At 64.8% G+C, this 23,842-nt stretch carries 20 protein-coding genes; 9 read left to right on the top strand and 11 right to left on the bottom strand.

Features of this window, described 5'->3' with window-relative positions; translation table 11 throughout:
* Nucleotides 1-98: 98 nt before the first annotated feature.
* On the top strand, nt 99-533 hold the full coding sequence (locus F2P44_RS00540) for a Fur family transcriptional regulator (protein ID WP_167084627.1): 435 nt from the start codon (nt 99-101) through the stop codon (nt 531-533).
* Nucleotides 534-583: 50 nt separating this feature from the next.
* On the opposite strand, the gene F2P44_RS00535 is transcribed toward F2P44_RS00540, so the two are convergent.
* From F2P44_RS00535 to F2P44_RS00525, 3 genes are read right to left on the bottom strand one after another with little or no spacing between them, the layout of a single operon-like run.
* Nucleotides 584-2,047, bottom strand: a complete 1,464-nt coding sequence (locus F2P44_RS00535; RefSeq protein WP_167084046.1) for a DUF3526 domain-containing protein — start codon at nt 2,045-2,047, stop codon at nt 584-586.
* Entirely contained in the window at nt 2,044-3,417 is a 1,374-nt protein-coding gene (locus tag F2P44_RS00530) for a DUF3526 domain-containing protein (protein WP_167084044.1), read from the bottom strand. Before F2P44_RS00530 ends, F2P44_RS00535 begins: the two co-directional genes overlap by 4 nt.
* Nucleotides 3,414-4,124, bottom strand: coding sequence for an ABC transporter ATP-binding protein (locus F2P44_RS00525; RefSeq protein ID WP_223164972.1), 711 nt, complete (start codon nt 4,122-4,124; stop codon nt 3,414-3,416). Before F2P44_RS00525 ends, F2P44_RS00530 begins: the two co-directional genes overlap by 4 nt.
* Nucleotides 4,125-4,213: 89 nt before the next feature.
* Between F2P44_RS00525 and F2P44_RS00520 the strand changes: the two genes are divergently transcribed.
* Both F2P44_RS00520 and F2P44_RS00515 read left to right on the top strand, forming a co-directional pair.
* The gene (locus tag F2P44_RS00520; protein ID WP_167084042.1) at nt 4,214-6,406 is read left to right on the top strand and encodes a TonB-dependent receptor; all 2,193 of its coding nucleotides are present in this window, start codon (nt 4,214-4,216) and stop codon (nt 6,404-6,406) included.
* A 108-nt stretch (nt 6,407-6,514) separates the two neighbouring features.
* Nucleotides 6,515-6,970 carry a tellurite resistance TerB family protein gene (locus tag F2P44_RS00515; RefSeq protein WP_167084040.1) on the top strand — a complete coding sequence of 152 codons (456 nt, stop codon included), beginning with the start codon at nt 6,515-6,517 and terminating at the stop codon, nt 6,968-6,970.
* Nucleotides 6,971-7,007: 37 nt separating this feature from the next.
* Here the strand turns inward: F2P44_RS00515 and F2P44_RS00510 are convergent, their stop codons facing one another.
* From F2P44_RS00510 to F2P44_RS00500, 3 genes are all read right to left on the bottom strand, one after another.
* A complete protein-coding gene (locus tag F2P44_RS00510; protein ID WP_167084038.1) occupies nt 7,008-8,639 on the bottom strand; it encodes a M28 family peptidase in 1,632 nt (543 codons plus the stop codon).
* 104 nt (nt 8,640-8,743) lie between these two features.
* Nucleotides 8,744-10,516, bottom strand: coding sequence for a M28 family peptidase (locus F2P44_RS00505; RefSeq protein WP_167084036.1), 1,773 nt, complete (start codon nt 10,514-10,516; stop codon nt 8,744-8,746).
* Nucleotides 10,517-10,541: 25 nt separating this feature from the next.
* Nucleotides 10,542-11,210, bottom strand: a complete 669-nt coding sequence (locus tag F2P44_RS00500) for an energy transducer TonB (protein WP_167084035.1) — start codon at nt 11,208-11,210, stop codon at nt 10,542-10,544.
* A gap of 311 nt (nt 11,211-11,521) precedes the next feature.
* Here F2P44_RS00500 and F2P44_RS00495 point away from each other — a divergent pair, with 311 nt between their 5' ends.
* From F2P44_RS00495 to F2P44_RS00480, 4 genes are all read left to right on the top strand, one after another.
* Nucleotides 11,522-12,178, top strand: coding sequence for a response regulator (locus F2P44_RS00495; RefSeq protein ID WP_167084034.1), 657 nt, complete (start codon nt 11,522-11,524; stop codon nt 12,176-12,178).
* A 134-nt stretch (nt 12,179-12,312) separates the two neighbouring features.
* Nucleotides 12,313-13,254 (top strand): hypothetical protein, encoded by a 942-nt coding sequence (locus tag F2P44_RS00490; protein ID WP_229423310.1) that lies wholly within the window; start codon nt 12,313-12,315, stop codon nt 13,252-13,254.
* Nucleotides 13,251-14,744, top strand: a complete 1,494-nt coding sequence (locus tag F2P44_RS00485) for a sensor histidine kinase (RefSeq protein ID WP_167084033.1) — start codon at nt 13,251-13,253, stop codon at nt 14,742-14,744. The genes F2P44_RS00490 and F2P44_RS00485 overlap by 4 nt, the downstream gene beginning before the upstream one ends.
* A gap of 48 nt (nt 14,745-14,792) precedes the next feature.
* Nucleotides 14,793-16,481, top strand: a complete 1,689-nt coding sequence (locus F2P44_RS00480) for a M14 family zinc carboxypeptidase (RefSeq protein WP_167084032.1) — start codon at nt 14,793-14,795, stop codon at nt 16,479-16,481.
* A gap of 234 nt (nt 16,482-16,715) precedes the next feature.
* On the opposite strand, the gene F2P44_RS00475 is transcribed toward F2P44_RS00480, so the two are convergent.
* From F2P44_RS00475 to F2P44_RS00455, 5 genes are all read right to left on the bottom strand, one after another.
* Nucleotides 16,716-18,230 carry a DUF6630 family protein gene (locus F2P44_RS00475; protein WP_167084031.1) on the bottom strand — a complete coding sequence of 505 codons (1,515 nt, stop codon included), beginning with the start codon at nt 18,228-18,230 and terminating at the stop codon, nt 16,716-16,718.
* 136 nt (nt 18,231-18,366) lie between these two features.
* Nucleotides 18,367-18,741, bottom strand: coding sequence for a hypothetical protein (locus tag F2P44_RS00470; protein WP_167084030.1), 375 nt, complete (start codon nt 18,739-18,741; stop codon nt 18,367-18,369).
* Between the two features lie 130 nt (nt 18,742-18,871).
* The gene (locus F2P44_RS00465; RefSeq protein WP_167084029.1) at nt 18,872-20,680 is read right to left on the bottom strand and encodes a DUF885 domain-containing protein; all 1,809 of its coding nucleotides are present in this window, start codon (nt 20,678-20,680) and stop codon (nt 18,872-18,874) included.
* 299 nt (nt 20,681-20,979) lie between these two features.
* Nucleotides 20,980-21,312, bottom strand: a complete 333-nt coding sequence (locus F2P44_RS00460) for a DUF3817 domain-containing protein (protein ID WP_167084028.1) — start codon at nt 21,310-21,312, stop codon at nt 20,980-20,982.
* Nucleotides 21,313-21,376: 64 nt separating this feature from the next.
* Nucleotides 21,377-22,033: a helix-turn-helix transcriptional regulator gene (locus F2P44_RS00455; RefSeq protein ID WP_167084027.1), complete on the bottom strand. Its 657-nt coding sequence runs from the start codon at nt 22,031-22,033 to the stop codon at nt 21,377-21,379.
* Between the two features lie 82 nt (nt 22,034-22,115).
* On the opposite strand from F2P44_RS00455, the gene F2P44_RS00450 reads away from it, so the two are divergent.
* Nucleotides 22,116-23,522 (top strand): MFS transporter, encoded by a 1,407-nt coding sequence (locus tag F2P44_RS00450; protein ID WP_167084025.1) that lies wholly within the window; start codon nt 22,116-22,118, stop codon nt 23,520-23,522.
* Nucleotides 23,523-23,534: 12 nt separating this feature from the next.
* Nucleotides 23,535-23,840 carry a tetratricopeptide repeat protein gene (locus F2P44_RS00445; protein ID WP_167084023.1) on the top strand — a complete coding sequence of 102 codons (306 nt, stop codon included), beginning with the start codon at nt 23,535-23,537 and terminating at the stop codon, nt 23,838-23,840.
* The last annotated feature ends 2 nt before the right edge of the window (nt 23,841-23,842 follow it).

Here is a 23,842-nt window from a genome sequence, read left to right as displayed (position 1 = left end):
CCTGACTGCTTGGCGTTAACGATAATGCATTATCATTAGCGAGGCAAGTGTTTGTTCAGCTTTATGGGATAATGGGTTTTTGCTTCAACAGCCTTGCCATGGAACGTTCTACACGCCAGCGGACAGCGATTCGTACTGTCATCGATGCGGCGGCCCGCCCGCTTACACCTCAGGAAATTCTCGCCGGGGTACGCGAGACCGTGTCCGAAATCGGCATCGCGACCATTTACCGCAACCTCAAGCTGCTGCTCGACGACGGCACGATCCAGACCGTGAGCCTGCCGGGCGAAAATGCGCGCTACGAAATGAGCCACGCGGCGCATCACCACCATCACCACTTCCACTGCGTGCCGTGCGATCGTGTGTTCGATGTCGAAGGTTGCCCGGGTTCGATGGAAAATCTCGCGCCGGCGGGGTTTGTGATCGACCGCCACGAGCTGACCCTGTACGGCGTGTGTGCGGACTGCTCGGCGGAGCGCGCGAAGGCGGCGCCGGTGCCGAAACGCCGGGCGCGCGCGCCGAAGACGCATTAACCCCGTCGTTCCCGCCGAGTGCCGCCTTGGCGCGGGAACGGCTGTTCGCGTCACACCCTGAACCGCCGCCCGCTCCACAGCATCAGCACCACAGCACCCGCCAGCATCCACAAATACCCCACCGCCCCGCCAATACTCCCGGCCACGCCATCGAGCGGCCGGTCCGCCTGGAAGCGCGGTATCTTGTCGTGATCCGTGAAGTTCAGCCGCGCCGCGCAACCCTGGCATGCGTTGGCCGGATTGGCCGCTTCCGCCAGCGCGCGCGGCCAAAAGAACGCCCGCAGTTCGTCCGTATAGTCCTTTGTCCGCTGCAAGAAGCGCTTGTGCCGCTCGACGCCGCTGCCCGCTGCCCGCTGCAGCAAGGTATCGAACACCATCGCCGGCGATAGCCAGCGCAGCGCGGCTGCCCGTCCCGCCGCATCCTCGCTCTGGCGCGCCGCAGCCGCAACGCGCTCCTCCACCTGTCGTTCCACCACCCGCTGCACCGCAATCTGCTTGGTTGCATACGACACCTTGCCAACCCGCTCTGCCGCCGAGGCATACGCAGGCTCGGCCCGCGCAAACCTGACGAACAGCGCGTCGCGATTGGCCGGTGTGAAGTCGTTCGCGCGCCGCAGGTCGTCGAGATACAGCAGTGGCGACGGCGCCGGATACGCCATGTCGATCAGCAGCGCACCGGCCGCCGGCACAAAGAAAGTAAATCCGATCCACACCGACACCAGCCGCAGATAGCTGCCCACCACCCCGATGCGGCTCGCCACCAGCGCCGTCAGCGCCACCCAGAACAAGGTGAAGCCGGCCAGCGCGGCGCCCAGCAGCAGCATCGTATCGAGCGCCTGCATGCTACAGCAGGGGGTATCCGCCACCAGCAGGGCCAGCACCGTCGCCACGAGCGTGAACGGCACGCACACGATGGCGGCAACGCTGAACTTGAGCATCACCAGTTGGCGGAACGATGGCAGTTGCGCCGCCATCAGCCGTAGCGCACCGGAGTCGCGCTCCGCCGCCAGGCGAGAAGCACCGATGGCGATCAAGGCCAGCGGCAGCACATACACCAGCACGAACGCCAGATCGAAGTCGCCCAGGCTCAGAATGCGCGGGTTGATGAAGTCGAACGCGGCAGCCGGCGGCGCCACGTAATCGAGATCGGTCTTGATGTAGAACGGCAGCAGGCGTGACTGGCCGATGGCAAGCCCCGCCAGCGGCGACGGCGGCTTGAGCGCATACGCCGTGAGGCCGTAACGCATGTAGCCGGCGGCGTCGGACGGGTCCTGCCAGTACGGCAGCAGCGTGCCGGCAGGGCGGCTGTAGCGCGCCACGTCGGCCTGCTGCCTTGCGACCTTGGCTGCCGCGTGCATCTTCACCCGGTCGACGGTGGCTTGCTGTTGATCGGCGTTGGCCTGGCCGTTGACCGCTCCCCACGCCAGCGCCGCAAACAGCAGCGCGCCGATGATCCACGTAAAGCGGGCCTTGAGCAGCATCGCCAGTTCGATCAGGAACAGTGCGCGCGTCATGGCTGCACTCCTTTCGCTGCGCGCCAGGCGGCAAGGCCGGCCAGGACGCACCATCCAGACAGCAGCAGCAAGGGCGCCGCCGCGTTCACAAGCACGCCGCGCAAAGGCGGCGCGCGGTAGGCAAAGGCCGGCACCGATTCCCAGAACTGCTTGCCGGTCGACGCGCTCGCGTCCTCGTGTTCCGTGTGGCGCATCAAGTCTCCATTGAGGCGGTTGACCATCGCGCGCCGGTAGGTTTCGGCGGCGTCGATGAAAAGCCGGTGCTGGTAAAAGTCGGTGCCGGCGACGGCCGCGCCGGCCGCTTGCAGCGCGACCGTCGGCGAGATGGCGCCCAGCCAGCCGAAGGCGCGGTCCTGCTCCTCCACCGAGTCGTAAAAACGGCCGAGAATGCGGTCGAAGACTTCATGCGATTCGCGCTCGGACTGGTCGAGCTGTGCGGCGCGCACATTGCTCACATTGGCCTTGACCAGCGCCCGGCGCCGCGCTTCCCATTTCTCGGCGCCTTCGTAGGCGGGCGCCGCGTTCTCAAGGCGGCTGCGCACTTCCTGGTACGAGGGCACCGGCGCGAGCACCTGCGCGGCATTGCCGGCGGCGCGCGGCAGCACCACGCACAGCACCAGCCAGAGCACCAGCATGATGGTCAGTGCGGCGCGCCCGCTGGGCGCCTTGAGCGAGACCGCCAGCGCAATCAGTAAAAACACCAGCAGGTACATGAAGTTCAGCAGGCTCCAGATGGCCAGCCGGCTCGCGCCGTTCCAGCCGGCGTCGGGCAGCGCCTGTAGGGCGAAGGTCCCCATCGCCACCACGGGAGCGAGCGCCATGCACACCAGCGCGCCCACCATCACCGCGAAACGCGCCAGCAAAAGCCGCGCGGGCGCGGCGCCATTACCGAAAGCCATGCGCAGGGTGCCGCGCTGGCGGTCCTGGGCAAAGCCGGCAAAACCGAGCAGGATCGCAAATATCGGCCCGAGCACTTCGAGCACCTGCGCCACCGAGGCGGCGCTGCGCATGATCGGATCGGCATCCTGGCCGGGGCGGAAAATCATCTCGTTGCGCTTGTGCGCCTCCAGCCAGACCGACAGGCCGACAAACGGTTCGATGCCCGGCGCCAGCACCACCAGCGGCGACGACGGCTTGACCGCCCACACGCCGAAATGCGCGGCGCTGTGCGGGTCTTTCTGGCCCTGGGCGACCCAGCGCGCGCGTTCGGATGCGGCGAAGCGTGTGCGTTCGTCGGCAAGGCGCGCGGCGCCGTTCATCGATGAAAAAAACACGATCAGCAGTAGCAGTGGCGCCAGCATGGCGACCCAGCGCAGGCGCGGTTCGCGCCACAGGCGCTGGGCTTCGGCGCGCAGCAGCGCCGCGCTCATTGCGCCAGCTCCGCGATATAGACCTGCTCCAGCGCGGCGTGCGCGGTCGCCTGCGGATCGATTTCGCGTTCGATGCGGCCCCCGTGCAGCACGCCGACGCGGGTGGCCACTTCCTTGATGCGGTACAGGTCATGGGTGGCCATCAAAATGGCGACGCCACGCTGCGCCGCCGCGCGCAGAAGGCCGGAGAGCTCGGACGCGGCCAGCGGGTCGAGGCCCGATGTCGGCTCGTCGAGCAGCAGCAGCTTCGCGTCGCGCGCCATGGCAATCGCAATGCCGACTTTCTGGCGCATGCCTTTCGAGTAGTTGCGCGCGTGGCGGTCGTGCGCATCGGCACGCAGGCCGGACTCGGTCAGCAGGCGGCGCAGGGTGGCGTCATCGAGCGTGATTGACGCCAGCAGCGAAAAGTAGCGCAGGTTTTCCAGCCCGCTCAGTTCCGGATAAATCGCCACCTGTTCCGGCAGATAGGCAATCGCGCGGCGCGTGCGGGCCGCGTCGCCCGCCACCGGTTCGCCGCACACATGGATGCTGCCGCCATCCGGCTGCAAAAAGCCGAGGATCAGGTTGAGGGCCGTGGTTTTGCCGGCGCCGTTGGGGGCGAGCAGCGCGTACACCTCGCCCGCCTGCAAGGTGAGCGAGAGGCCGTTGAGGGCCACGCGCTCGCCGAATCGGCGCGTGACATTGTCCATCTGGAGGGCAGGTTTCATCATATCCATGGGGTTGGCATCACTAAAAGATTGCGAAAGTGTCGACGACTATACGATAATGAGAACTTATTATCAATAGGAGTCTTGCCGTGAAATTGAGAAAGCTGCCTTGCGCACTGCTTTGCCTGTACAGCCCTTTGGCCGCTTGCGCCGACAATGCGCCGCCACCGATGCAGGTGGTCGTCATCGACAGTGCCCGCGCGCCGGCCGGCAGCGACAGCACGGGTGTCGGCAGCCGCCTGGACCTGAGCCTGCGCGAAACCCCGGCCTCGGTCGACGTGATCGACCGCGACCTGATCGACGTGCGCGGCGCGCGCAGCCTCGACGAAGCGGTGCGCGGCGCGGTCGGTATCACCCAGGGCGGCAATGCCAGCGCGCCGTCGCAAAGCTCGTCGCGCGGCTTCAGTTCGGGCTTTGTCAGCTATCTGTACGACGGCAGCCGCATCGCCGTGCCGACCATGAGCGCGCGCACCCAGGACACCTGGAACTTCGAGCGCATCGAAGTGCTCAAGGGGCCAGCCTCGCTGATGTCGGGCGACGGCGCGATCGGCGGTGCGATCAATTTCGTCACCAAGCGGCCGGACCGCGCGCTGCCGGCCAGCGAAGCGATGCTGTCGTACGGGAGCTTCAATACCTGGCGCCTCGGCGCGGGCATCAACCGTCCACTGGGCGAGGCCAGTGCGGTGCGCATCGATTACAGCCATCAGCAATCGGACGGCTACATCGACCGCAACAAGCAGCGTTACGACAGTCTGACCCTGGCCACCACCAGCGCATTGACGCGCGCCATCACGCTCGACCTGAGCCTGGACCTGCTGTCAGATAACGTCAACGCGTATCAGGGCTCGCCGCTGGTGCCGCGCGCGCTGGCAACCGATCCCGCAGGTGCGGTCAGCGATGCCGGTGGGCGCGTGATCGACCGCCGCCTGGCATTCAAGAACTACAACGTCGACGACGCCGTGATGAAGTCTGACAGCGCCTGGGCGCGCGCCAAACTGACCTGGAAGCTCGCCCCCGGCTGGACCTTGCGCAACGAACTGTCGTACTACACGGCCGACCGCAGCTGGCGCAACGCCGAGAGCTACACTTTCAGCGCGCCGCGCCAGATCGTGCGCGACCTGGTTGGCGTGACCCACGACCATCAAGTATTCGGCAACCGGCTCGACCTGGCCTACAGCGGCGATCTGGCGGGCATGAAGCACCGCTTCGCCGCCGGTGCGCAATACAGCAAGACGCGCTTTGCCACCGGCCGCCGTTTTTCCAACGGGGGCAATGCCGCCAGCGCCGCGTTGACGGTCGACCTGTTCGATCCTGCCTACGGCAGCTACGACTCGCTGGGCGCCAACGCCGCGCTGTACACGGGCGCCGGCAACCGCACCAATTTTTCCACCAGTATTCCGACCGCGTCGCTGTACCTTGAAGACGCGCTATGGGTGACCGACAAGTGGATCATCGTGGCGGGCCTGCGCCAGGACCGGGTCAGGCTCGGTCGCCGCACGGAGGACCTGGACACGGGCGTGGCAAGCGCGTACGCGCAGACCTACGATCCGCGCTCGCTGCGCATCGGCACCGTGTACGCGTTCGACAAGGATATCTCGGTGTACGCACAGCACACCAGCGCCTCGGCGCCGGTCGGCTCGGGCAACCTGCTGCTGCTCAGCGCCGCGAATGCCGCCTTCGACCTGTCGAAAGGCACGCAGAGCGAAATCGGCATCAAGCAGTCGCTCTTCGGCGGCACGCTCGACGCCACGCTGGCGCTGTACCGGATCGCACTCGATAACATCCTCTCGCGCGATGCCGCAGTGCCGGCCCTGACCGTCAACAGCGGCAAGCAGTCTTCACGCGGGGTGGAGCTGGCGGCGGCGTGGCGGCCAACGCGCCAGCTGGGCATCAACGGGAACGTGGCGGTGCTGGACGCCCAGTTCGACCAGCTGCTCGAAGCGGGCAAGGTGTCGCGCGCGGGGAACCTGCCGCCCAATGTGGCCAAGAAGACCGGCAACCTGTGGGTCGACTACACGGTGGACCAGATGCCGCTCAAGCTGGGCGCCGCGCTCAATTACACGGGCGAGCGCTTCACCAACAACGCCAACACGATCCGCATGAACGCCTTCACCACGGCCGACGTGTACGCGCGCTGGCGCCTCGGCGCGGGCGACCTGACGCTGCGCGTGCGCAATCTGGGCGACAAGCTGTATGCCAGCTGGAGCGGGGCGAATGCGAACAGCCAGGTGATTCTCGGCGCACCGCGCAGCGCCGACCTGACTTACCACGCACGGTTTTGAGAGGTGCTTTTGTTACGGACGGCTTAAAGGCGCGCCCGGTTGCTGTGGCCAAAGCCAAAAATCAGAGTAAGATTGCCGTTCTTATCAACTTGCAAACCGGAGTACACCATGAGTTTCGACAATTTTCTGACTCGCCTGAAAACCAAAGCCGGTGAAATGAAAACGGACATCCTGAAATTCAAGAACAAGGATTTCATGAACGCGGCCATGGCCGGTTCGGCGCTGATCGCCATGGCGGACGGGAATATCACGTCGGATGAGAAGCAAAAAATGGTCAAGTTCATCGAGACCCACGATGCGCTGTCGGTGTTTACGACCAGCGACGTGATCAAGGCCTTCCAGGATCACGTGGGCCAGCTCGAATTCGACAAGGATATCGGCGAATCGAAAGCCTACCAGGCACTGGGCAAGATGAAATCGAACGGCGAAGCGGCGCGCCTGCTGGTGCGCATGGTGATCGCCATCGCTTCGGCCGACGGCAATTTCGATGCCAGCGAAAAGGTCGTGGCGGTCAAGATTTGCAAGGAACTCGGTCTGAGCCCGGCCGAATTCGAACTGCAATAAGAAGATGGGGTGGGCCGCAAGCCCACCCCGTGCTGTTCTATTTGCCCGAGGCGCGTACCTTGCCGAAGGCGTCGCCGGCTTTCCAGGCCGGCATCGTCGGTGCATTCGCCACGCGCAAGCCCAGGTTCAGCGTGAACTGCGCCTGCTGCACCATGCCCGACAAATCCCAGGTCGGATCGTATTCGTCGCCCACCTGGTGATAGCGCGCCTGGTACGCGTCTTCCTTGGCCTTGCCCGCGACGCTATCCTTCACATAGTCCTTGCCGCCTTCGATCGAAAAGGCCGGAATGCCGGCTTTCGCGAAGCTGAAATGGTCGCTGCGGAAGTAGCCGCCCGCCAGGTCCGGCTCCGGCTTGCGCACCACCAGGCGCATGGCTTTCGCGGTCGCTTCCGCCATCGCGCCCAGTTCCGTGCGTTCGCTGCCCTGGGTGCTGATATCCTTGGCCGCACCCACGAAATTGAGGCTGTCCAGGTTCAGGTTGGCCGCGGTTTTGTTCGCGGGCCACAGCGGGCTGCTGGCGTACGCCGCGCTGCCCAGCAGGCCTTGTTCTTCGGCCGCCACCCACAGGAACATCTGGCTGCGTTTGGCCGGTGAGCGCACCGCTTCCTGCGCCATCGCCAGCAGGCCGGCGCTGCCGGAGGCATTGTCGACCGCGCCGTTGTAGATGGTGTCGGCGCCTTCGCCTTGCTTGCCCAGGTGATCCCAGTGGGCGCTGTAGATCACCACTTCGTCCTTGAGCGTCGGATCGGTGCCCGGTACCACGCCGGCCACGTTGAACTGTTCGACCATGCGGATGGCCGACTTCATCTCGCCTTTGACTTTGGCTTTCAGGGCCACCGGCTTGAAGTCCTTGTTCTCGGCGGCGCTGCGCAGTGCGTCCAGGTCTTCGCCGGCGGCGGAAAACAGGGTGCGCGCGGCGGCTTCCGTCATCCAGCCCTGCATATTGGCGCCCAGTTTGCCCTGCGCCAGCTGGAAGCGTTCGCTCAGCCAGCTGTTTTGCACCACGCTCCAGCCATACGAGGCCGAGGCGTCGGTGTGAATCAGCAGCACGCCGGCGGCGCCGTGGCGCGCGGCTTCTTCGAATTTGTAGGTCCAGCGGCCGTAGTAGGTCAGGCCCTTGCCGTTGAAGCGATTCGGCTCGGCTGCCGTCGGCGCCGGGTCGTTGACCATCATGACCAGTATTTTACCCTTGACGTCGATGCCCTTGTAGTCGTCCCAGCCTGCTTCCGGCGCGGTGATGCCGTAGCCGACGAAGACCAGTTCCGCATCCATCGCGTGCACGGCCTTGGCGTCGCCCGGCGCCCAGACCCAGTCCTTGCCGAAGGCGAGCGATTGCGCCTTGCCGCCCGCTTCCAGCGCCACGCTGCTGCTCTCAGGCGTGGCTTTCACGCCCGCGATCTTGACCGACTGGCGGAAGCTGTCGCCGTTGCCCGGCTTGAGGCCGGCGGCCAGCGCCTGTGATTCAAGGTAGGCCACGGTCAGGTCGCCGCCGCGCTGGCCGGTGCCACGTCCTTCGAGTACATCGCTCGACAAGAACGACAGGTGGGCGCGCAGCGGCGCTTCCTTGACGGTGGGGACGGACGCGGCGCCGGCGGCGTACGCGGGGAAAGCTGCGGCCAGGCTGATAGCCAGGGCCGTGCTCACGAGGGAGGAAAGCATCTTTTGCATGGGTTCCTAGTGCGGTGGAGGGTGGTAAATACGGCGCCCACGGGGGCGGAGCGAAACATTGTATGCCATTCCGCCACGCCGATTGCAAAGGAAATCGCGCGGCCTTAGCGCAGCACCAGCATGTCCGTGGAGAGTGTGCGGCCGCCGCGCGGCGCGTGCGTGCGCTTGCCCGGGATGGCGTCCGCAGGCAAGCCGGGGATCGACTCCTGGATATGGACGCGCGCGCTGACGCCGCCTTCCAGCTCCAGCTTGACGTGCAGGCGCCGCTCGCCCATGCCGTGCAGGGTCAGCGTCCAGTCGCCGCCACGTTGTGTCGCCAGCGCGCGGCCGTCGAGATGCGCGGCCAGTACGCGCGCGCCGTCGACCCGCAGTTCGATGGTCGGCGCGGCGTTTTTCGAGGTGAGCGCAAACGCCACCTGGCGCCTGGCCGGCGTGCTGTCGTCTTCGAGCATGGCGATGTGCGGAAAGGCGATGCCGGTGCGCGGCGCCGCCGTGGATGCGCGCGCGCCGGCGCCATCGAGCCAGTACGATTTCCAGGTGGTGGCGTCGGCCAGGTAGGTGATGCTGTCCGCTGGCGCCGCCGGCGCAGCTGGCCGCGTCCACGCGGCCGCCGCCAGCGGGAGCAGGAGCGCGATCGCCGGCATTGTGCCGGTGGCCAGGATGGCGGCGCGCGCATGGCGCGACAGCGCCGCCGTCTGCGGCAGGTGCAGCGCACCCGTGGCCAGCAGCACGCCGATCAGCGGCCACGCCAGCAGGTAGGTGGCGCCCGGCTTGGCCGCGCTCAGGACGATCAGCGCCACCAGCGCGCCCGCCATGGCGCCGCTCAGCGCCAGTGGGCCGATGCGCGTCGCGCCATGCCGCAGCGTGGCCCAGCACACCAGCAGGCACAGGACGCCGGCGACGCGCGTGATGCGCCAGACGATGCGCTCCGGGTAATGCAGCGCGCCGGCCAGCGGCACGCTGAAGAACACGCGGTCCGGTGCGGCGATGGTATCGAGCGGCCGGGCGCCGAACGCGCGCGCCAGCGCTACCATCGCCTCGCCGCCGTGCTGCATGGCGGCGCTGTCGTTCACGCTGTGCGCCGGGCTGGCGAAACGCATGCTGGCCAGGCCGAGCGTGCGTAGCGGTGACGGATCGGCCGCCCCGCCTGGCCCGCGCGACGAGCCGGCCGGCGCCGCGTCCAGGCGCGCCCATGCCGCCACGGTGTCGCCATTGCCGCCGTGGGTATCGAGCAGCGCCAGTGGCGCCTGTCCTGGCGCGCCGTCGAAACGCAGTACCAGCCCGACCTTGCGGGCCCACGGGTGCTGCTCCACGAAAGCGCGCGCGCCCAGCGAGCCGGCGTGCTCGCCATCGGCAATAAGCACGATCAGGTCGTTGGCCGGGGGCGCACCCTGGCCCAGGGCGCGCAGCGATTCGAGCAGGGCGGCCACCGCGCCGCCGGCGTCGGGAGCATCGGGCAGGCTGTCGTAGTGCGAGGCCAGCATCAGCGGAAGGTGGCGCGGCGGCGCGCTGCCGCGGATGCGCAGCACGATGTTGTGCACTACCGCGACCGTGAGACGGGCATTGCCGGCGCCATCGCGCCCGCCGCTGCTGACGGTTGCCGTCTGCACCTGTGGATCGAGGCCCAGCGCGCGCAGCTTTTCCAGCAGGTAGTCGCGTGCACGCGCATTGGTGTCGCTGGCGATGGGGCGCGGCGCCTGCGCCAGAAAGGCGGCATGCACCAGCGCGCGGGTGGCCGAAAACGCCGCCGCAGCGGCAGCGGGCGGCGCCGCCGGCAGCGCGGCGGGGCACAGCGCGCGCCAGGCCAGCGCCGCCATCATCAGCAGCGCGGCGGCCAGTCCCGCGACGCCGGCTGGCATGGCGGCGCGTCTGTTCATGCGCATGGCGGGCCGGGCGCTTCGCTCAGTCGAGCGTCCAGACGTAGGCGATCTGCGCCCATGCGGGTTCGGCGACGCCGTTGGTCGTGGCGGGCTTGAACTTGCACATGCTCAGGGCGGCGACGGCGGCCTTGTCGAGTTCACGCGATCCGCTCGATTTGTCGACGCGGGCGTCGCTCACCTTGCCATCCACGCCGACCAGCAGCGCGAGGTTGACGGTGCCGGTGTCGCCATTGCGGGCGGCGCGCGCCGGGTAGTCGGGTTTGACGCAGGCCGAAGCGTCGGCCAGCACGGCGGTCCGGGTCTGTTTGGCCGCCGCCACCACGGACGGTGGGATGACCTGCTCGACCTTGCGCCCCGGTCCGGTCGCTACCGGCGGCGGCGGCACCTTGTCGATGATGGCGCCGGTAATGACCACGTCCGGGGGCGGCGGCAGGACATCGACAACGGACTTGGGAATCAGGAGCGGCGGCACCACCGGATCGGTCTTGAACTGCTCCGGCTCCGGAGGCGGCTCAAGCGGTTTTTCGAGCACGGGCGTCACCTCGATCGGCCCCGATTCGGTACCCGTAAACGCCGGAACCCGGTTCATATTGTGAATCAGCGCCGCGCCAACGAGGACGTGCAGCGCGGTGACGATGGCCATTTTGCTGAATTTGTTGCCGCTGCCAATATGCTGTTGAGAAAAATGCATGGTGTGCTCCGTATTGTTGTGTTCACGAAATGGCTCGCATGGTGGAAGTCCGCACCGCTATTTCCAGTCCATGGATCAAATATATGCTATGTCATAGCAATTAAGAAGGGTTTTCGTAGTAATTTTATTGCCGTGCTTGCTTCCATGCGGGTGATTCTTCTGGCAAATCCTGCCGGGTGGGCGATGGCTCGCGTCAGGGGCGGATGTGTGAAATAATCTGGTAGGCGCGGCGTGCCTGCGGTCGGGTCGCACATATTGGTGCGATTCAATGGCAAGGCGGGGTAAGTCAACGCAGCCTTTACCCGTGGAGAATGAAAGTGCAGACTGAGCAAAAATCGATTCGGGTCTTGCTGGCGGACGACCATCCGATTGTGATGACCGGTTTCGCCATGTCGCTGGCCGGTGTCGGCATGGATGTGGTGGGGCAGGCCAAGACGCCCGATGAAGCCGAAGAGATGTATGCCGCCCTCGATCCGGACGTGCTGGTGCTCGATATCCGCTTCGGCACCGAGCTGACCGGGCTGGATGCGGCCAAGAGCATCCTGCAAAAGTTTCCGGCGGCGCGCATCGTGTTCCTGAGCCAGTTCGACCAGGATAGCCTGATCAAGGAAACCTACCGCCTGGGCGCGCGCGCCTTCGTCACCAAGGATTGCGACCCGGCCGACCTGGCCACGGCGGTGCGCCACGCGCATGAGGGCAAGCTGTATTTCCTGCCGCAGATCGCCGAGCGCCTGGCCAACCTGTCGGTGCGCGGCGACGCCTCGCCGCAGTCGCAGCTCGACCAGCGCGGCCTGGAGATCTTCAAGCTGATGGCCGAAGGACTGACCAATGCCGAAATCGCCGAAAAGCTCAATCTGTCGACCAAGACGATCAGCAATATCAGCCAGTCGGTCAAGGAAAAGCTGGGCGTGCACCGGCAGGCGTATATCACCAAGCTGGCCGTCAAGTACGGCTTGATCGAGCCGTAGTGGGAGGTCGCGTGTTCGCAGGCTTGAGCAGATGGATCGCGAACGCGCGCTTTCGCCCGACCGTCGTTTCCGCGCCAAGGCGGCAGTTGGCGGGAAGGCAGGTGGCATCTTCAGCCGTTGGCTGCGGCACGAACTTGGGCCCCCGCCGTCGCGGGGGCGACGGCGGTTGGCGTGCGCTGCCGGCCATCGCCCTGGTCCTCGGCCTCACGTTCGCCAGCGCCGCCGGCGCAGCCGGTGTCGCCAGCCCGGCCAACGCTACCGACCCCACCGGCTTTCGCTTCCAGATCGTCACCGCCGACGATTCCGGCGTCACGCGCCGCATCGCCGACGACTTGTACAAGCAGCTGGTCCCCATCTTCGGCGGCTTTCGCACCGAACTGGCCCAGCACCGGCGCATGGTATACGTCGCCATCGGCCCGGTCGCATTGCGCAACGTGGCCGCGCGCAAGTGCGACTGCGTCGTTATCGCCGCCTTCACCTCCAGCCAGGTCTGGCGCTCCGTCACCGAAGGCCTGCTGCCCGCGCGCGCGCTGTCCATGACCGCCATCTACGCCGAGCCGGCCCCGGTCGACCAGCTGCGCCTGATCGAGCTGCTCTACAAGCGCCCCGTGCGCGTGGCCGCCATCGTCAGCAGTAATACGGGCTTTCTGAAACCGACGCTGCAAGGCATCGCCGAAATCGAACATTACGACCCCAGTGAGGATATCAACGTGGTCCTGAACCGCATCGGCAAAACCGAGGTCCTGCTGGCCATGCCCGACCGCAGCGTCTACAACACCGAAAACGTGCGCAACATCCTGCTCTCGACCTACCGCCACAACCAGGCGGTGATCGGCTTTTCGGCCGACATGGTCATGGCCGGCGCACTGGCCACCACCTATTCCACCATCGAGCAGATCAACGCCCAGGTGGCCGACGTGGCCAACGAATTCGTGGCCACGGGCGAACTGGCGCCGCCCCAGTTCCCGCGCTACTTCAGCACCGTCATCAACGAAGGCGTGGCGCGCTCGCTCGACGTGGCGGTCGACGACGCCGCCCGCCATTTCACGCGCCGTCCACCGGTGAGGCGCCGATGAAGCTGCGATTCTGGCAAAGCTGGAGCATCGGCACGCGCATGGCCTTCATCACCATGCTGCCGGTGGTGTTCCTGTTCTCGTCCTTCGTCGGCTACTCCTGGTACTCGCACCGCGCCCAGGTGGCGCTGGAGCTGGAAGAGCGCGGCCGCATCCTGGCCAAGGCCCTGGCCGAAACCAGCGAATACAACGTCATCTCGGGCAACCTGTCCGACCTGCGCCTGACCATCAATGGCCTGGTCCAGTCGGACAAGAGCATCCACCGCATCGAAGTGGTGGACGCCAACCAGAAGGGCGCCATCAGCGTCGTCTCGCAGAACTCCGCCGTCGGCGAAGACCGTTTTTACGAAGCGCCGATCAAGAAGCAGATGATCTGGATTAACCTGTTCTCGGACAACGGCGTGCCGCACGTGTCGGGGTCGAGCGACACCAAGCCGACCACCGTGCCGACCGAAGTGGTGGGCTACGTGCGGGTGACGATGTCGCCCACGAACATGCTGCACAAGCAGGCGCGCCGCTTCCAGGTCGAGCTGGCGATGGCCGCGCTGGCGCTGGTGGTCAGCGGCGCGCTGGCCTACGTGCTGGCGCGCAGCCTGACCATTCCGCTCAAGTCCTCGATCGGCGCGCTGCGCGAAATCCGTGGCGGGAACTACCAGGTGGCGCTGCCCGTCACCACCGGCGGCGAGGTGGGGGAACTGCAGGAATCGATCACCGAAATGTCGGTGGCGCTGGGCCGCTCGCGCCAGGACCTGGAAAACAAGGTCGCCGAACGCACCAAGGACCTGGTCGAATCGCGCAACGAAGCGCTCAAGGCCGATGCCGACAAGCGCAAGCTGATCCAGAAAGTGAACTCGATCGTCGAAGATGAGCGCAAGAGCATCGCCATCGAGATCCACGACGAACTCAATGCCTCGCTGATCGCCGCGCGCCTGGAATCGCAAAGTATTCTGCACCTGGCCGGCAAGGTGGAGCAGGGCCCGATGATCGACGAGATCAAGCAGAAGTCGCAAGCGATCACCAAGCTCACGCTCGACCTGTACGCCAGCGGACGGCGCCTGGTGCGGCGCCTGCGCCCCGAGGTGCTCGACATGCTCGGCCTGCACGGCGCGGTGGAAGAAATGATTCGCCACTACGACACCAGCCATCCGGAATGCCACTTCCAGTTCCACTCCGACGGCGATTTTTCGGGCCTGGAGAGCGAACTGGCCATTTCCGCTTACCGCATCGTGCAGGAAGCGCTGTCGAATGTGCTCAAGCACGCCGGCGCCACGCATGCGCAGGTGGCGATGACCTTGTCCGAGCAGGATGACACGCTGCATATCGAAATCGCCGACGATGGCGCCGGCTTCAGCACCGCCAGCGCCTCGTCCGGCATCGGCATTATCGGCATGCGCGAACGCGTGTACGCGCTGGGCGGCACCATCGACTTCAGCTCCGAGCCTGACAAAGGCACCGTGATCGGCATCGCCCTGCCGATCGCACAAGCGGCCTGACTGCTGTATCGTATTCCCACTGTATTAACCTTCATCGCACAACACATCATGTCGAACGAATTGAAAACGCCCTACGAACAGGGCAACCAGAATCAGACCACGACCTGGGCTGACTGCATCGCATGGTACGAAGAACTGGCGCGCCGCTTCCCCCGCGTGCTGCACTTCGGCGTGGTCGGCACCTCGGACGCCGGCCTGCCGATCCACGCCGGCGTCATCACCGCCGACGGGGTGTTCGACCGCCAGCGCCTGAAAGACGAAGGGCGTCCGGTCTTCTTCAACAATAACGGCATCCATCCGGGCGAGCCGGAAGGCGTGGACGCCTGCATGGCGCTGGTGCGCGACTTCTGCACCGAGCCTGCGCGCCTGGCCGCGCTGGGCAAGACCGTATTCCTGTTCGTCCCACTGTACAACGTCGACGGCAGCATCAACCGCGCCAACACCTCGCGCGTGAACCAGGACGGTCCCGAGCAGTTCGGCTTTCGCGGCAACAGCCGCCACCTCGACCTGAACCGCGATTTCGTCAAGTGCGACAGCCTCACCGCGCAGGTGTTCAACAAGCTGTTCACCGCCTGGGACCCGGATGTGATGGTCGACACCCACACCTCCAACGGCGCCGATTATCCATACACGATGACCCTGATTCACACCCAGGCCGACAAGCTTGGCGGCGCGCTCGGCGAATTTTTGCGCGGCACCATGCTGCCGCATATGTTCGGCGAAATGGCGCGGCGCGGCTGGCCGACCTGCCCGTATGTCAATCCAGTCAAGGACAGCCCGGACCACGGCATTGCCGAATTCCTGGAAACGCCGCGCTTTTCGACCGGCTTCGCGGCGCTGCACCACACCATCGGCTTCATGCCCGAAACGCACATGCTCAAGCCTTATGCCGACCGCTACGACGCGATGCGCGCGCTGGTCGAAACGGCGCTCGATTTCACGGCCGCGCAGGCGGCCACCATCCAGGCACTGCGCCGCGCCGCGCGCGACGAGGGCAAGGCGCGGCGCGAGTGGCCGGTGCACTGGTCCATGGATGCGGACAATCCTTCCACCTTCCCGTTCCGCGGCTATGCGGCCAGGTACACGCCTAGCGTGATCGGCAATTACACGCGCCTGTCGTACGACCGCAACGAGCCGTGGGAGCGCGACATCGCCTACTTCAACAGCTTCCCGGCTGATATCGTGGTGGCGACGCCGCGCGCGTATGTGGTGCCGCAAGCCTGGCGCGAAGTGGTCGAGCGCTTGCAGTGGAACGGCGTGGCGATGCAGCGCATCGAGGCCGACCGCATGCAAGAGGTGCGCTGCTACCGCATCGTGTCGGTCGGCTCGCGCGCGAATGCGTACGAAGGCCATATGTTCCATGACGACATGCAGCTGGAGACGGTCACCCAGGCCGTGACCCTGCGCGCGGGCGACTGGTGGATTGCGCTGGACCAGGACATGGCGCGCTACGTGGTCGAAACGCTGGAGCCGCAGGGCCACGACAGCTTCTTGCGCTGGGGATTTTTCAACAGTGTGCTGGAGAAGAAGGAAGCGTTTTCGGATTACGTGTTCGAGGACCACGCGCTCGAACTGCTGCGCGACGAACCGGCCTTGCAGGCGAAGTTCGAGGCCTGGAAGGCGGCCCATCCGGCCTTGTTGTCGGACCAGTGCGCGGTGCTCGACTTCATCTTCGCCAATTGCGCGCGCTATGTGGAACCGGAGTGGCGGCGCTATCCGGTGCTGTCGGTGATGTAAATGGCGTTCGGCGACTTCAAGATCCGCGATTGGTGCGGATCCACCTAGCGTAAGTTGGCCGTTCGATACAGGGAAATCGGCTGCCGTGGCTTGACTTTAGATTGCCCATGGCCGGCGGTGCAAGGAAGGTGGCTGCCTCCCTCCAGACGCCGGGTATTTTCTTGAACGCCAAGGGGGCGTATGGTGCATTACAGCTTGGCCCATGGGCGATCACGACGCGCGGCGTGCCAGATGTCATGGACGAGCATGACTAAGATACGTGTCCCAAGCCTTATGGAAATCTGTCTGACCACCAAATTCCCTTGCGTAAAGTGCATTGAGGTCCGTAACAAGCTGTCCGACAGGGGCACCCGATGGAATAGATAAATATTTCTCCGTTATCCTCATCAAGTCGTTGTGCGGCAGGCAAAGGCGGCCAATTTCCTTCTCCCGCTTGCGCGCGATAGATAAGATCCATACGGGTAAAAAATCATATCCTGGCGCATGTATTTTACTATCGCCCCGAATGGCAGCATGACACTGGTTGAGGTGCCAGTCACATAAGCCATCAAGCGCTTCCGTAAAATAATCGTCATCAGCCCATGCTCCAAATAATGATCCGAATGGTTCAATTTTGGAAAGTTCATTCAAATCCTCATGCGTCGCACAATCCTTTGCGAGAAAGCGTATCAAGGCCCATTGCATGCGTTCAAAATCTTCCTCGTATGAATTTGTCATTACATTCCGACGTTCAAACATCGTGTAGTAGGCAGCACAGGATTTCCACTCTTCTTCGTATCCAAAATAGTAAAATCCGGCAGCCGCAATCGTTAATCTCCAATATATACATGCATCAAAAAGGCTGACATTTCCCGTCAAATCTTCAACACGTGGAAATTCTGTAAGCGCTTGCAAATAGCTTTGCTCCAGAAAGCCGCGATGTAAAAGATCAAGCCGCCAACTATCCACGATGAATGGCAGGCAAGCTGTTTCTCCATCAATGATTCGCTGGGAAGCACGGCGTGCCGTCCAAGTCGCATATAAGGAGATGGCGGAACTTATTGCCCACGCGTTATTGTCTTCGCCCAGTTTTTCCGGAACGGAAAAACGAGCATACGCAGGGGCAAGTGAATGTTTTTCCTCACCAGGCGCCATCGCCGCTTCATCGTTCAGCAGTTTTCGAAGCGATTTGATCTTTCGTTCTTTTTGCTCATGCTCCAAAATAGCGGCGTCAGGGCTCATTCCCGATTGCGAAAAGCCCGTTTTCTTTAAATGGAGTTTACCTAAGGAATAGTACGCATCAGGTTCAAAATCATTACTAATAGAAATATGATTTTTTTTGAACATGTTATCAATTTTTAAGAAATTCTCATCGCTCAAAATCGAAAATCTGCATGCGTCATCGAAGCGGTTGAAATAGGCCAGATTCAAACCGATTGATTTGAGCTGATCCCTTGTATGGCAAAGGAAATTGTTATTTCTTAGAACCTCCCCTTGATCCATGTCTGCAAGATGGTCGATAAAGGTCCAGTCGAAGTCATGTATGCCGAGGTCGCTCAGCATCCGGTCGATTTCACTGGTAGTTTCATCCGGCCCGGCTCGCCAATCTATGGCCCCGATAGTTCCATTATTTTCAGCGGCTTCAAATAGGCGATATAATGCGTCATCTTTTTTGTCGGCACCATCCAGCTGCGTATTTACGCCGCCGCCTGGCTCCGAAAAGAGGACGGACCGAAGAATTTCAACATCCAGCTTTTTCGTTTTGCTCATGGAGTGCCATTGGTTAAACTAATTCTTGTGACAGTTCGCTGACGATTGCACACGGCTGGCCGTATGGCCTCAACTGCTGCGATTCGCGGGTCTAGCCTGGCGCCTGCATGCCGGTGTCGGCCATGCAGGCGAGCCATCAGCACAGGGAGCCGCCGATGCTCTTTCCGCTTTTCAGATCGAACCCGAAAGCGCAGGAATACACACCCTGCTTGCTGCGGCTGCACCACAGGCGTTCTTGATCTTTCGTGCGCACGCGCGTTCCGCTACCCTCGGTACACGCGTCCTTGACGTCCTTGCCCAGGGCATCGAACATCTCGCGTGCAGCCTTGCCGTCGATGGAAAACATGATCTTGGTGTCAGCAGCGGTGGGGGCGCCGGGATCTCCCATGCCACGCGAATAGGTTCGGTACGCGCCCTTCAATGTGGTGAAGCCGGAAGCGTCTTCCTGGCTGTTTGCTGGCGACGTGCTGGCGAGTGAAAAGAGTAGGCCGAGCAAAACGATGGTTTTCATTGCGTCACTCCCTGGTTTCGTCGTCCGGCGACGAACGCCCCGATTCAGGATCGGGAGGCTGCCGCAAATACGCTGTCAATGACTGGATGGGCCGCCAAAACATGCCACGGGGCGGCAGCCATCCATTCCCTTACTGGTTCTTCTCGATCCAGCGGTTGATCTTCCCTTCCAGCAGCGACAGCGGCAAGGTACCGTCTTCCAGCACGATCTCGTGGAACTTGGGCAGGTTGAATTTATCGCCCAGCGCCGCTTGCGCGCGCTGGCGCAGCTCCGTGATCTTGAGCGCGCCGATCTTGTAGCCGAGCGCCTGTCCCGGCCACACCATGTAGCGCTCCGTTTCGCTGCGGGCCGTCGATTCCGGGTAGCCCAGGGTATCGCGCATGTACTGGATCGATTGCTCGCGGGTCCAGCCTTTCGCGTGCATGCCGGTGTCGACCACCAGCCGCACCGCGCGCAGCATTTCGTCGTTCAGGTGGCCGAAGTAATCCTCCGGCTTGTCGAACAGCCCCATCTCCTTGCCCAGGGTTTCGGCATACAGCGCCCAGCCTTCGGTGTAGGCGGTGTTGCCGCTGAACTGGCGGAACTTGGGCAGGTTCAGCTCTTGCAGCAGGGCGATGTGGAAGTGGTGGCCGGGCTGTCCCTCGTGCAGGAACAGGGTCACCATGCCGGTGCTGCCGTACTGCGTCGGATCGGTCACCACCGACCAGAACACGCCCGGCCGCGAGCCGTCGATGGCCGGCGCCGAGTAGTGGTCCGAGGCCGTCGCGCGCGACAATTCCGGCTCCAGGCGCAGGTCCAGCGGCGCTTTCGGCATCAGCGTAAACAAGGCCGGCAATTTGGTGCGCAGCAGCGCATCGAGCTTGCGGTAGACGTCGATGACTTCCTGGTCGGTCTTGAACGGCTTGTATTTATCCTGCTGCGCTACCCACCCCGGCAGAGCGACCGCCGGCCCGGTGTAGCCCATCTTCGGCCCCACCACGGCATACTCGCCCTGGATGCGCGCCACTTCCTTCAGGCCGATCGCGTGGATCTGCTCCGGCGTCAGGCTGGTAGTGGTCTGGAGCGCCACGCGCTTTTCATACCACTCCTTGCCCTCGGGCAGGGCGCTCCAGCCGGTGCTGGTGCGCGCCGCCGGCAGGTAGTCCTTTTCGATGAAGCTGGCCAGGCGCACCAGCGCCGGCGCCAGCCTGGCGTCGATCGCCTTGCGGTAGCCGGCTGCCAGCGCGGCCTTGTCGGCCGCCGAAAAAGAGGCCGGCATGTTGCGGATCGGGGTGTAGTAAATGCTCTCTTCCGCCTTGGCGCTGACCAGTTTCTGGAATTGCGGCAGCATCGATACCACCGCCGCGCGCGGCAGGGTCACGCCCACGCGCATCCCCTCGCGCATATTGGCGATGGCCTGGTCGATCCATGCCGGCAGCTGCGTCAGGCGGTTCAGGTACGCCTTGTATTGCTTGACCGTGGTCAGGGGCTGGGCGCCGTCGCCGCTGGCGTAGTTGGCGATGGTGACCGGGATGCTGTCCATCTGGTTCACGGGCAGCATCAGTTCCGGCAGGTTGGCGAACGACAGGAGACCGTTCAACTCGAATTCGAGCACGTCGTAGTTGGTCTGCGAGCGCAGGTCGAGCGCGCGCCGGTCCAGCGCGTGCAGGCGGTTGAGGAAGACGTTGTAGTGCGCATTCTGGCGCGCATGCTCCTTGGGACCGATGCTCAGGCCGATCTGGTCGTCGAAGCGGTTGTCGCCACGGTCGGTGGCGTCGACCGGGTCGAAGCGCGCCACCGCTTCGTAATACTCCAGCGCCAGCGCATCAAGCTGTTTCTTGGCCTGGGCCGAGACCACGCCGGACACTTTTCCGGCCGGCGGCGCGGCAAGCGCCGCAGCGGGCGCGAAGGTCACGGCGAGCGCCGCCCACAAGGCGGTCCGGGCAAGACTTTTATGCATGATGTATATCCGGTGGAAAAGTGAAATCGGCCATCAGGATACGCGATTTTCAGATCGCTTACCGCCCGTCAAGTGCGCGATAGATTTGCCATATCGGCCACGTCCGCACGAGTGGGAATTTGTATTGTCGCGCTCGCGCGCTCGCGCGTATGATCGACGCCAGACGACGTGCTTTCGCCGAGCCAGCAAACTGCGAGATGCTGACCGGCCCAGGCAAGCCCGGCTTGCAGCGCCTTGCGCCGAGTCCGTGGCCGCTGCCATTCAAGCCGCTCACCGATTCACGTGAGCGGCTTTTTGTTTTACGATTGCGCGGCTGGCTTCTCGGTGAGAAATCCGCGCCGCTGGAACCAGATTTCCACCGGAATCGTCACCAGTGGCGGCACCGCGGCGAGCACGGCGATGGCGCTGGCCCACCACGGCCAGCGCAGGCGCAGCGCGGACAGCACCGCCACGACCACGTAGAACATGAAGGCGACGCCGTGCAGCCGCCCGAACAGCCATACGCCCAGGTCGGTGGTGTCGGTGACGTACTTGAGGAACATGCCGATCAAGAGGCCGGTCCAGGTCAGGCCTTCGATCAGGCAGGCGACGGCGAACAGTTTTCCGATGCCTGTTGGTGTTTGTGTGGTCATGCCAGCTCCGCAATAGTCAGATGCGCGAAGCATAGTCAATCTGGCTGAGTCTATCAAGCAACTTTCATACAGGAGCGATGCGGTAAGCACAGCGCGTGGCCCCGGCCAGCACATGCTGTTCGCGCGTCACCGTCGTGCCGGGACCGGCGATCTCGGTGAACAGTTGCAGCTCGGAGCGGCAAAAGCCCTGGCAGGTGCGCGCCGCGGCGCAGATGGGGCAGTGGTCTTCGATCAGCAGCCAGCCCTGGGCATCGGCCTCGATGCGCGCCATGTAGCCTTCGCCGGTGCGGATCGCGGCCAGCTGTTCCAGCCGCTCGGCTACGCTGGCGCCGCCGCAGGCCTGTTGGTACAGCGCGCGCGCTTCGCTCTCGCGCTGCGCCACCAGCTTGTCCAGCCCTTCCTCGCCAAACAACTGGCGGATCGATCCGATCAGCTGCACCGTCATTTGCGCATGCGTGTCGGGAAAGCGCCGGTTGCCGGCCTCGGTCAGCACCCAGTGCTGGCGCGGCCGGCCCACGCCCGCCGCATCCTGCTGCCGGCCTTCGATCAAGCCCGCCGCGGCCAGCTTCTGTACCTGCTGGCGCGCCGCCTCGGGCGTCATCTCCAGCATCTGCGCCAGGCTGGCCGTGGCGCTCGGCCCCCTGGACTTGATGAAGAACAAGATGCGGTCGGCCGTCTTGCCATCGGCCGAATTATCCAACGATTTGCTTGCATAAGTCATGCTGCCGCCTTATTATCCACTTATTAATCCAACCAATTGCTTGCATATTAAGCCAATCCAGCCCTCCTGTCGATCACCCGCCATGTCCACTGCCTTCCCTTCCACCGCCTCCTGGGGCGCACTGTTTTCCGGCCAAAACGGTCTGCTGGCCCTGGCCCTGACCGGCGGCGTGGCGCTGCATGCGATCAATGTCCACATCGTCACCACCGTGCTGCCATCGGTGGTGCGGGACATCGGAGGCCTGGACTGGTATGCCTGGAACACCACCCTGTTCGTGGTCGCCTCCATCCTCGGCGCGGCCCTGTCGGTGCGCCTGCTGGCCGCCGCCGGTGCGCGCGGCGCCTGCCTGGCGGCGCTCGGCATCTTTGCGCTGGGGTCAAGCGCCTGCGCCAGCGCGATGTCGATGCCGTGGATGCTGGCCGGACGCAGCGTGCAGGGCCTGGGCGGCGGCGCCCTGGCGGCACTGAGCTATGCGCTGATCCGCGTGGTGTTCCCCGCGCCCCTGTGGCCGCGCGCGGTGGCCCTGGTATCGGGCATGTGGGGCGTGGCCACCTTGTGCGGGCCGGCCGTGGGCGGCCTGTTTGCCCAGGCCGGGCACTGGCGCTGGGCATTCTGGACCCTGCTGCCGGTCGCCTTGCTGCAAGCGCTGCTGGTCGCGGGGCGATTGCGTCCGGCCGCCGCCGCATCCGCGCAGCCGCCGATCCCGGTGCGCCAGATCGCGCTGCTGGCCGCCTCGGTGCTGGCGGTGGCCGCCGGCGGCTTGTCGCGCATGCTCGCCTGGCAGGGCGCGGGCGTCGCGGCCGGGATCGCGCTCGGCGTGGCGGCGATCGCCGTCGAGCGCCGCTCGCCGGTGCGCCTGCTGCCTGCCGGGACCACCGCCCTCAAATCGCCACTGGGCGCGGTGTATGCCAGCGTGGCCTTGCTCCTGGCCGGCACCACCACTGAAATCTACGTACCGTATTTTTTGCAGACGCTGCACGGCTACACGCCGCTGGCCGCTGGCTACCTGAGCGCGGCCATGGCGGCCGGCTGGAGCGCCAGTTCGATGCTGTCGTCAGGGCGCGAAGGTGCGAGTGCGGTGGCGATGCTGCGCGCCGGCCCGGTGCTGGGCGCAGGCAGCCTGCTGGCCCTCGCGCTGCTGGTGCCGGGTGGCGACGTCCTCTCGCCCGCCATGCTGATGCTCCTGTGCGGCCTGGCGCTGGCCGGCGCCGGGGCCGGCGTGGGCCTCGGCTGGCCGCATCTGCTCACGCGCGTGCTGACGCTGGCGCCGGCGGGCGAGGGCGGCCTGGCATCGGCGGCGATCACCACCGTGCAGTTGTACGGCATGGCGATCGGCGCGGCGGTGGCGGGACTGGTGGCCAATGGCGCCGGATTGACCGCGCCGGGAGGCAAGGCGGGCGCGCAGTCGGCGGCCATGTGGCTGTTCGCCAGCTTTGCGCTGGCGCCCGCACTGGCGGCGCTGCTGGCGCGCGCGCCCGGCAAACGATAGGAGAAGACGATCATGCGCGAACAACTGGAAAAACTATTGGCAGCGGGGCGCGATAACGCCCTGCTGCGCTTCGGCCTGGGCAACGCCTGCCTCAAGGAGGGCGACGCGGCGGCGGCGGCGCTGCACCTGCAACAGGCCACGCAGCAAAATCCCGCTTACTCGGCGGCCTGGAAGCTGCTCGGTAAAGCCTGGCAAGCGCTGGACCGGCCGCAGGAGGCGGAAGCGGCCTGGAACAAAGGACTGGAAGTCGCCGTGAAGCAGGGCGACCTCCAGTCCTCGCGCGAGATGACGGTGTTCCTCAAGCGCTTGCGGCGCTGACG

The sequence above is a fragment of the Massilia frigida genome, from assembly GCF_011682175.1.
Lineage (GTDB): Bacteria > Pseudomonadota > Gammaproteobacteria > Burkholderiales > Burkholderiaceae_D > Telluria_A > Telluria_A frigida.
Note: the sequence above shows the minus strand (reverse complement) of the source record. Positions and strands in the feature narration are given on the sequence as shown.

What these genes read in the sequence shown, in the direction of transcription:
- F2P44_RS00530 (WP_167084044.1), bottom strand. Translation starts at nt 3,417, where the DNA reads ATGAGCGCGGCGCTGCTGCGCGCCGAAGCCCAGCGCCTGTGGCGCGAA.
- F2P44_RS00495 (WP_167084034.1), top strand. Translation starts at nt 11,522, where the DNA reads ATGAAAGTGCAGACTGAGCAAAAATCGATTCGGGTCTTGCTGGCGGAC.
- F2P44_RS00445 (WP_167084023.1), top strand. Translation starts at nt 23,535, where the DNA reads ATGCGCGAACAACTGGAAAAACTATTGGCAGCGGGGCGCGATAACGCC.
- F2P44_RS00515 (WP_167084040.1), top strand. Translation starts at nt 6,515, where the DNA reads ATGAGTTTCGACAATTTTCTGACTCGCCTGAAAACCAAAGCCGGTGAA.
- F2P44_RS00450 (WP_167084025.1), top strand. Translation starts at nt 22,116, where the DNA reads ATGTCCACTGCCTTCCCTTCCACCGCCTCCTGGGGCGCACTGTTTTCC.
- F2P44_RS00535 (WP_167084046.1), bottom strand. Translation starts at nt 2,047, where the DNA reads ATGACGCGCGCACTGTTCCTGATCGAACTGGCGATGCTGCTCAAGGCC.
- F2P44_RS00485 (WP_167084033.1), top strand. Translation starts at nt 13,251, where the DNA reads ATGAAGCTGCGATTCTGGCAAAGCTGGAGCATCGGCACGCGCATGGCC.
- F2P44_RS00470 (WP_167084030.1), bottom strand. Translation starts at nt 18,741, where the DNA reads ATGAAAACCATCGTTTTGCTCGGCCTACTCTTTTCACTCGCCAGCACG.
- F2P44_RS00500 (WP_167084035.1), bottom strand. Translation starts at nt 11,210, where the DNA reads ATGCATTTTTCTCAACAGCATATTGGCAGCGGCAACAAATTCAGCAAA.
- F2P44_RS00455 (WP_167084027.1), bottom strand. Translation starts at nt 22,033, where the DNA reads ATGACTTATGCAAGCAAATCGTTGGATAATTCGGCCGATGGCAAGACG.
- F2P44_RS00505 (WP_167084036.1), bottom strand. Translation starts at nt 10,516, where the DNA reads ATGAACAGACGCGCCGCCATGCCAGCCGGCGTCGCGGGACTGGCCGCC.
- F2P44_RS00480 (WP_167084032.1), top strand. Translation starts at nt 14,793, where the DNA reads ATGTCGAACGAATTGAAAACGCCCTACGAACAGGGCAACCAGAATCAG.
- F2P44_RS00465 (WP_167084029.1), bottom strand. Translation starts at nt 20,680, where the DNA reads ATGCATAAAAGTCTTGCCCGGACCGCCTTGTGGGCGGCGCTCGCCGTG.
- F2P44_RS00525 (WP_223164972.1), bottom strand. Translation starts at nt 4,124, where the DNA reads ATGAAACCTGCCCTCCAGATGGACAATGTCACGCGCCGATTCGGCGAG.
- F2P44_RS00460 (WP_167084028.1), bottom strand. Translation starts at nt 21,312, where the DNA reads ATGACCACACAAACACCAACAGGCATCGGAAAACTGTTCGCCGTCGCC.
- F2P44_RS00540 (WP_167084627.1), top strand. Translation starts at nt 99, where the DNA reads ATGGAACGTTCTACACGCCAGCGGACAGCGATTCGTACTGTCATCGAT.
- F2P44_RS00475 (WP_167084031.1), bottom strand. Translation starts at nt 18,230, where the DNA reads ATGAGCAAAACGAAAAAGCTGGATGTTGAAATTCTTCGGTCCGTCCTC.
- F2P44_RS00510 (WP_167084038.1), bottom strand. Translation starts at nt 8,639, where the DNA reads ATGCAAAAGATGCTTTCCTCCCTCGTGAGCACGGCCCTGGCTATCAGC.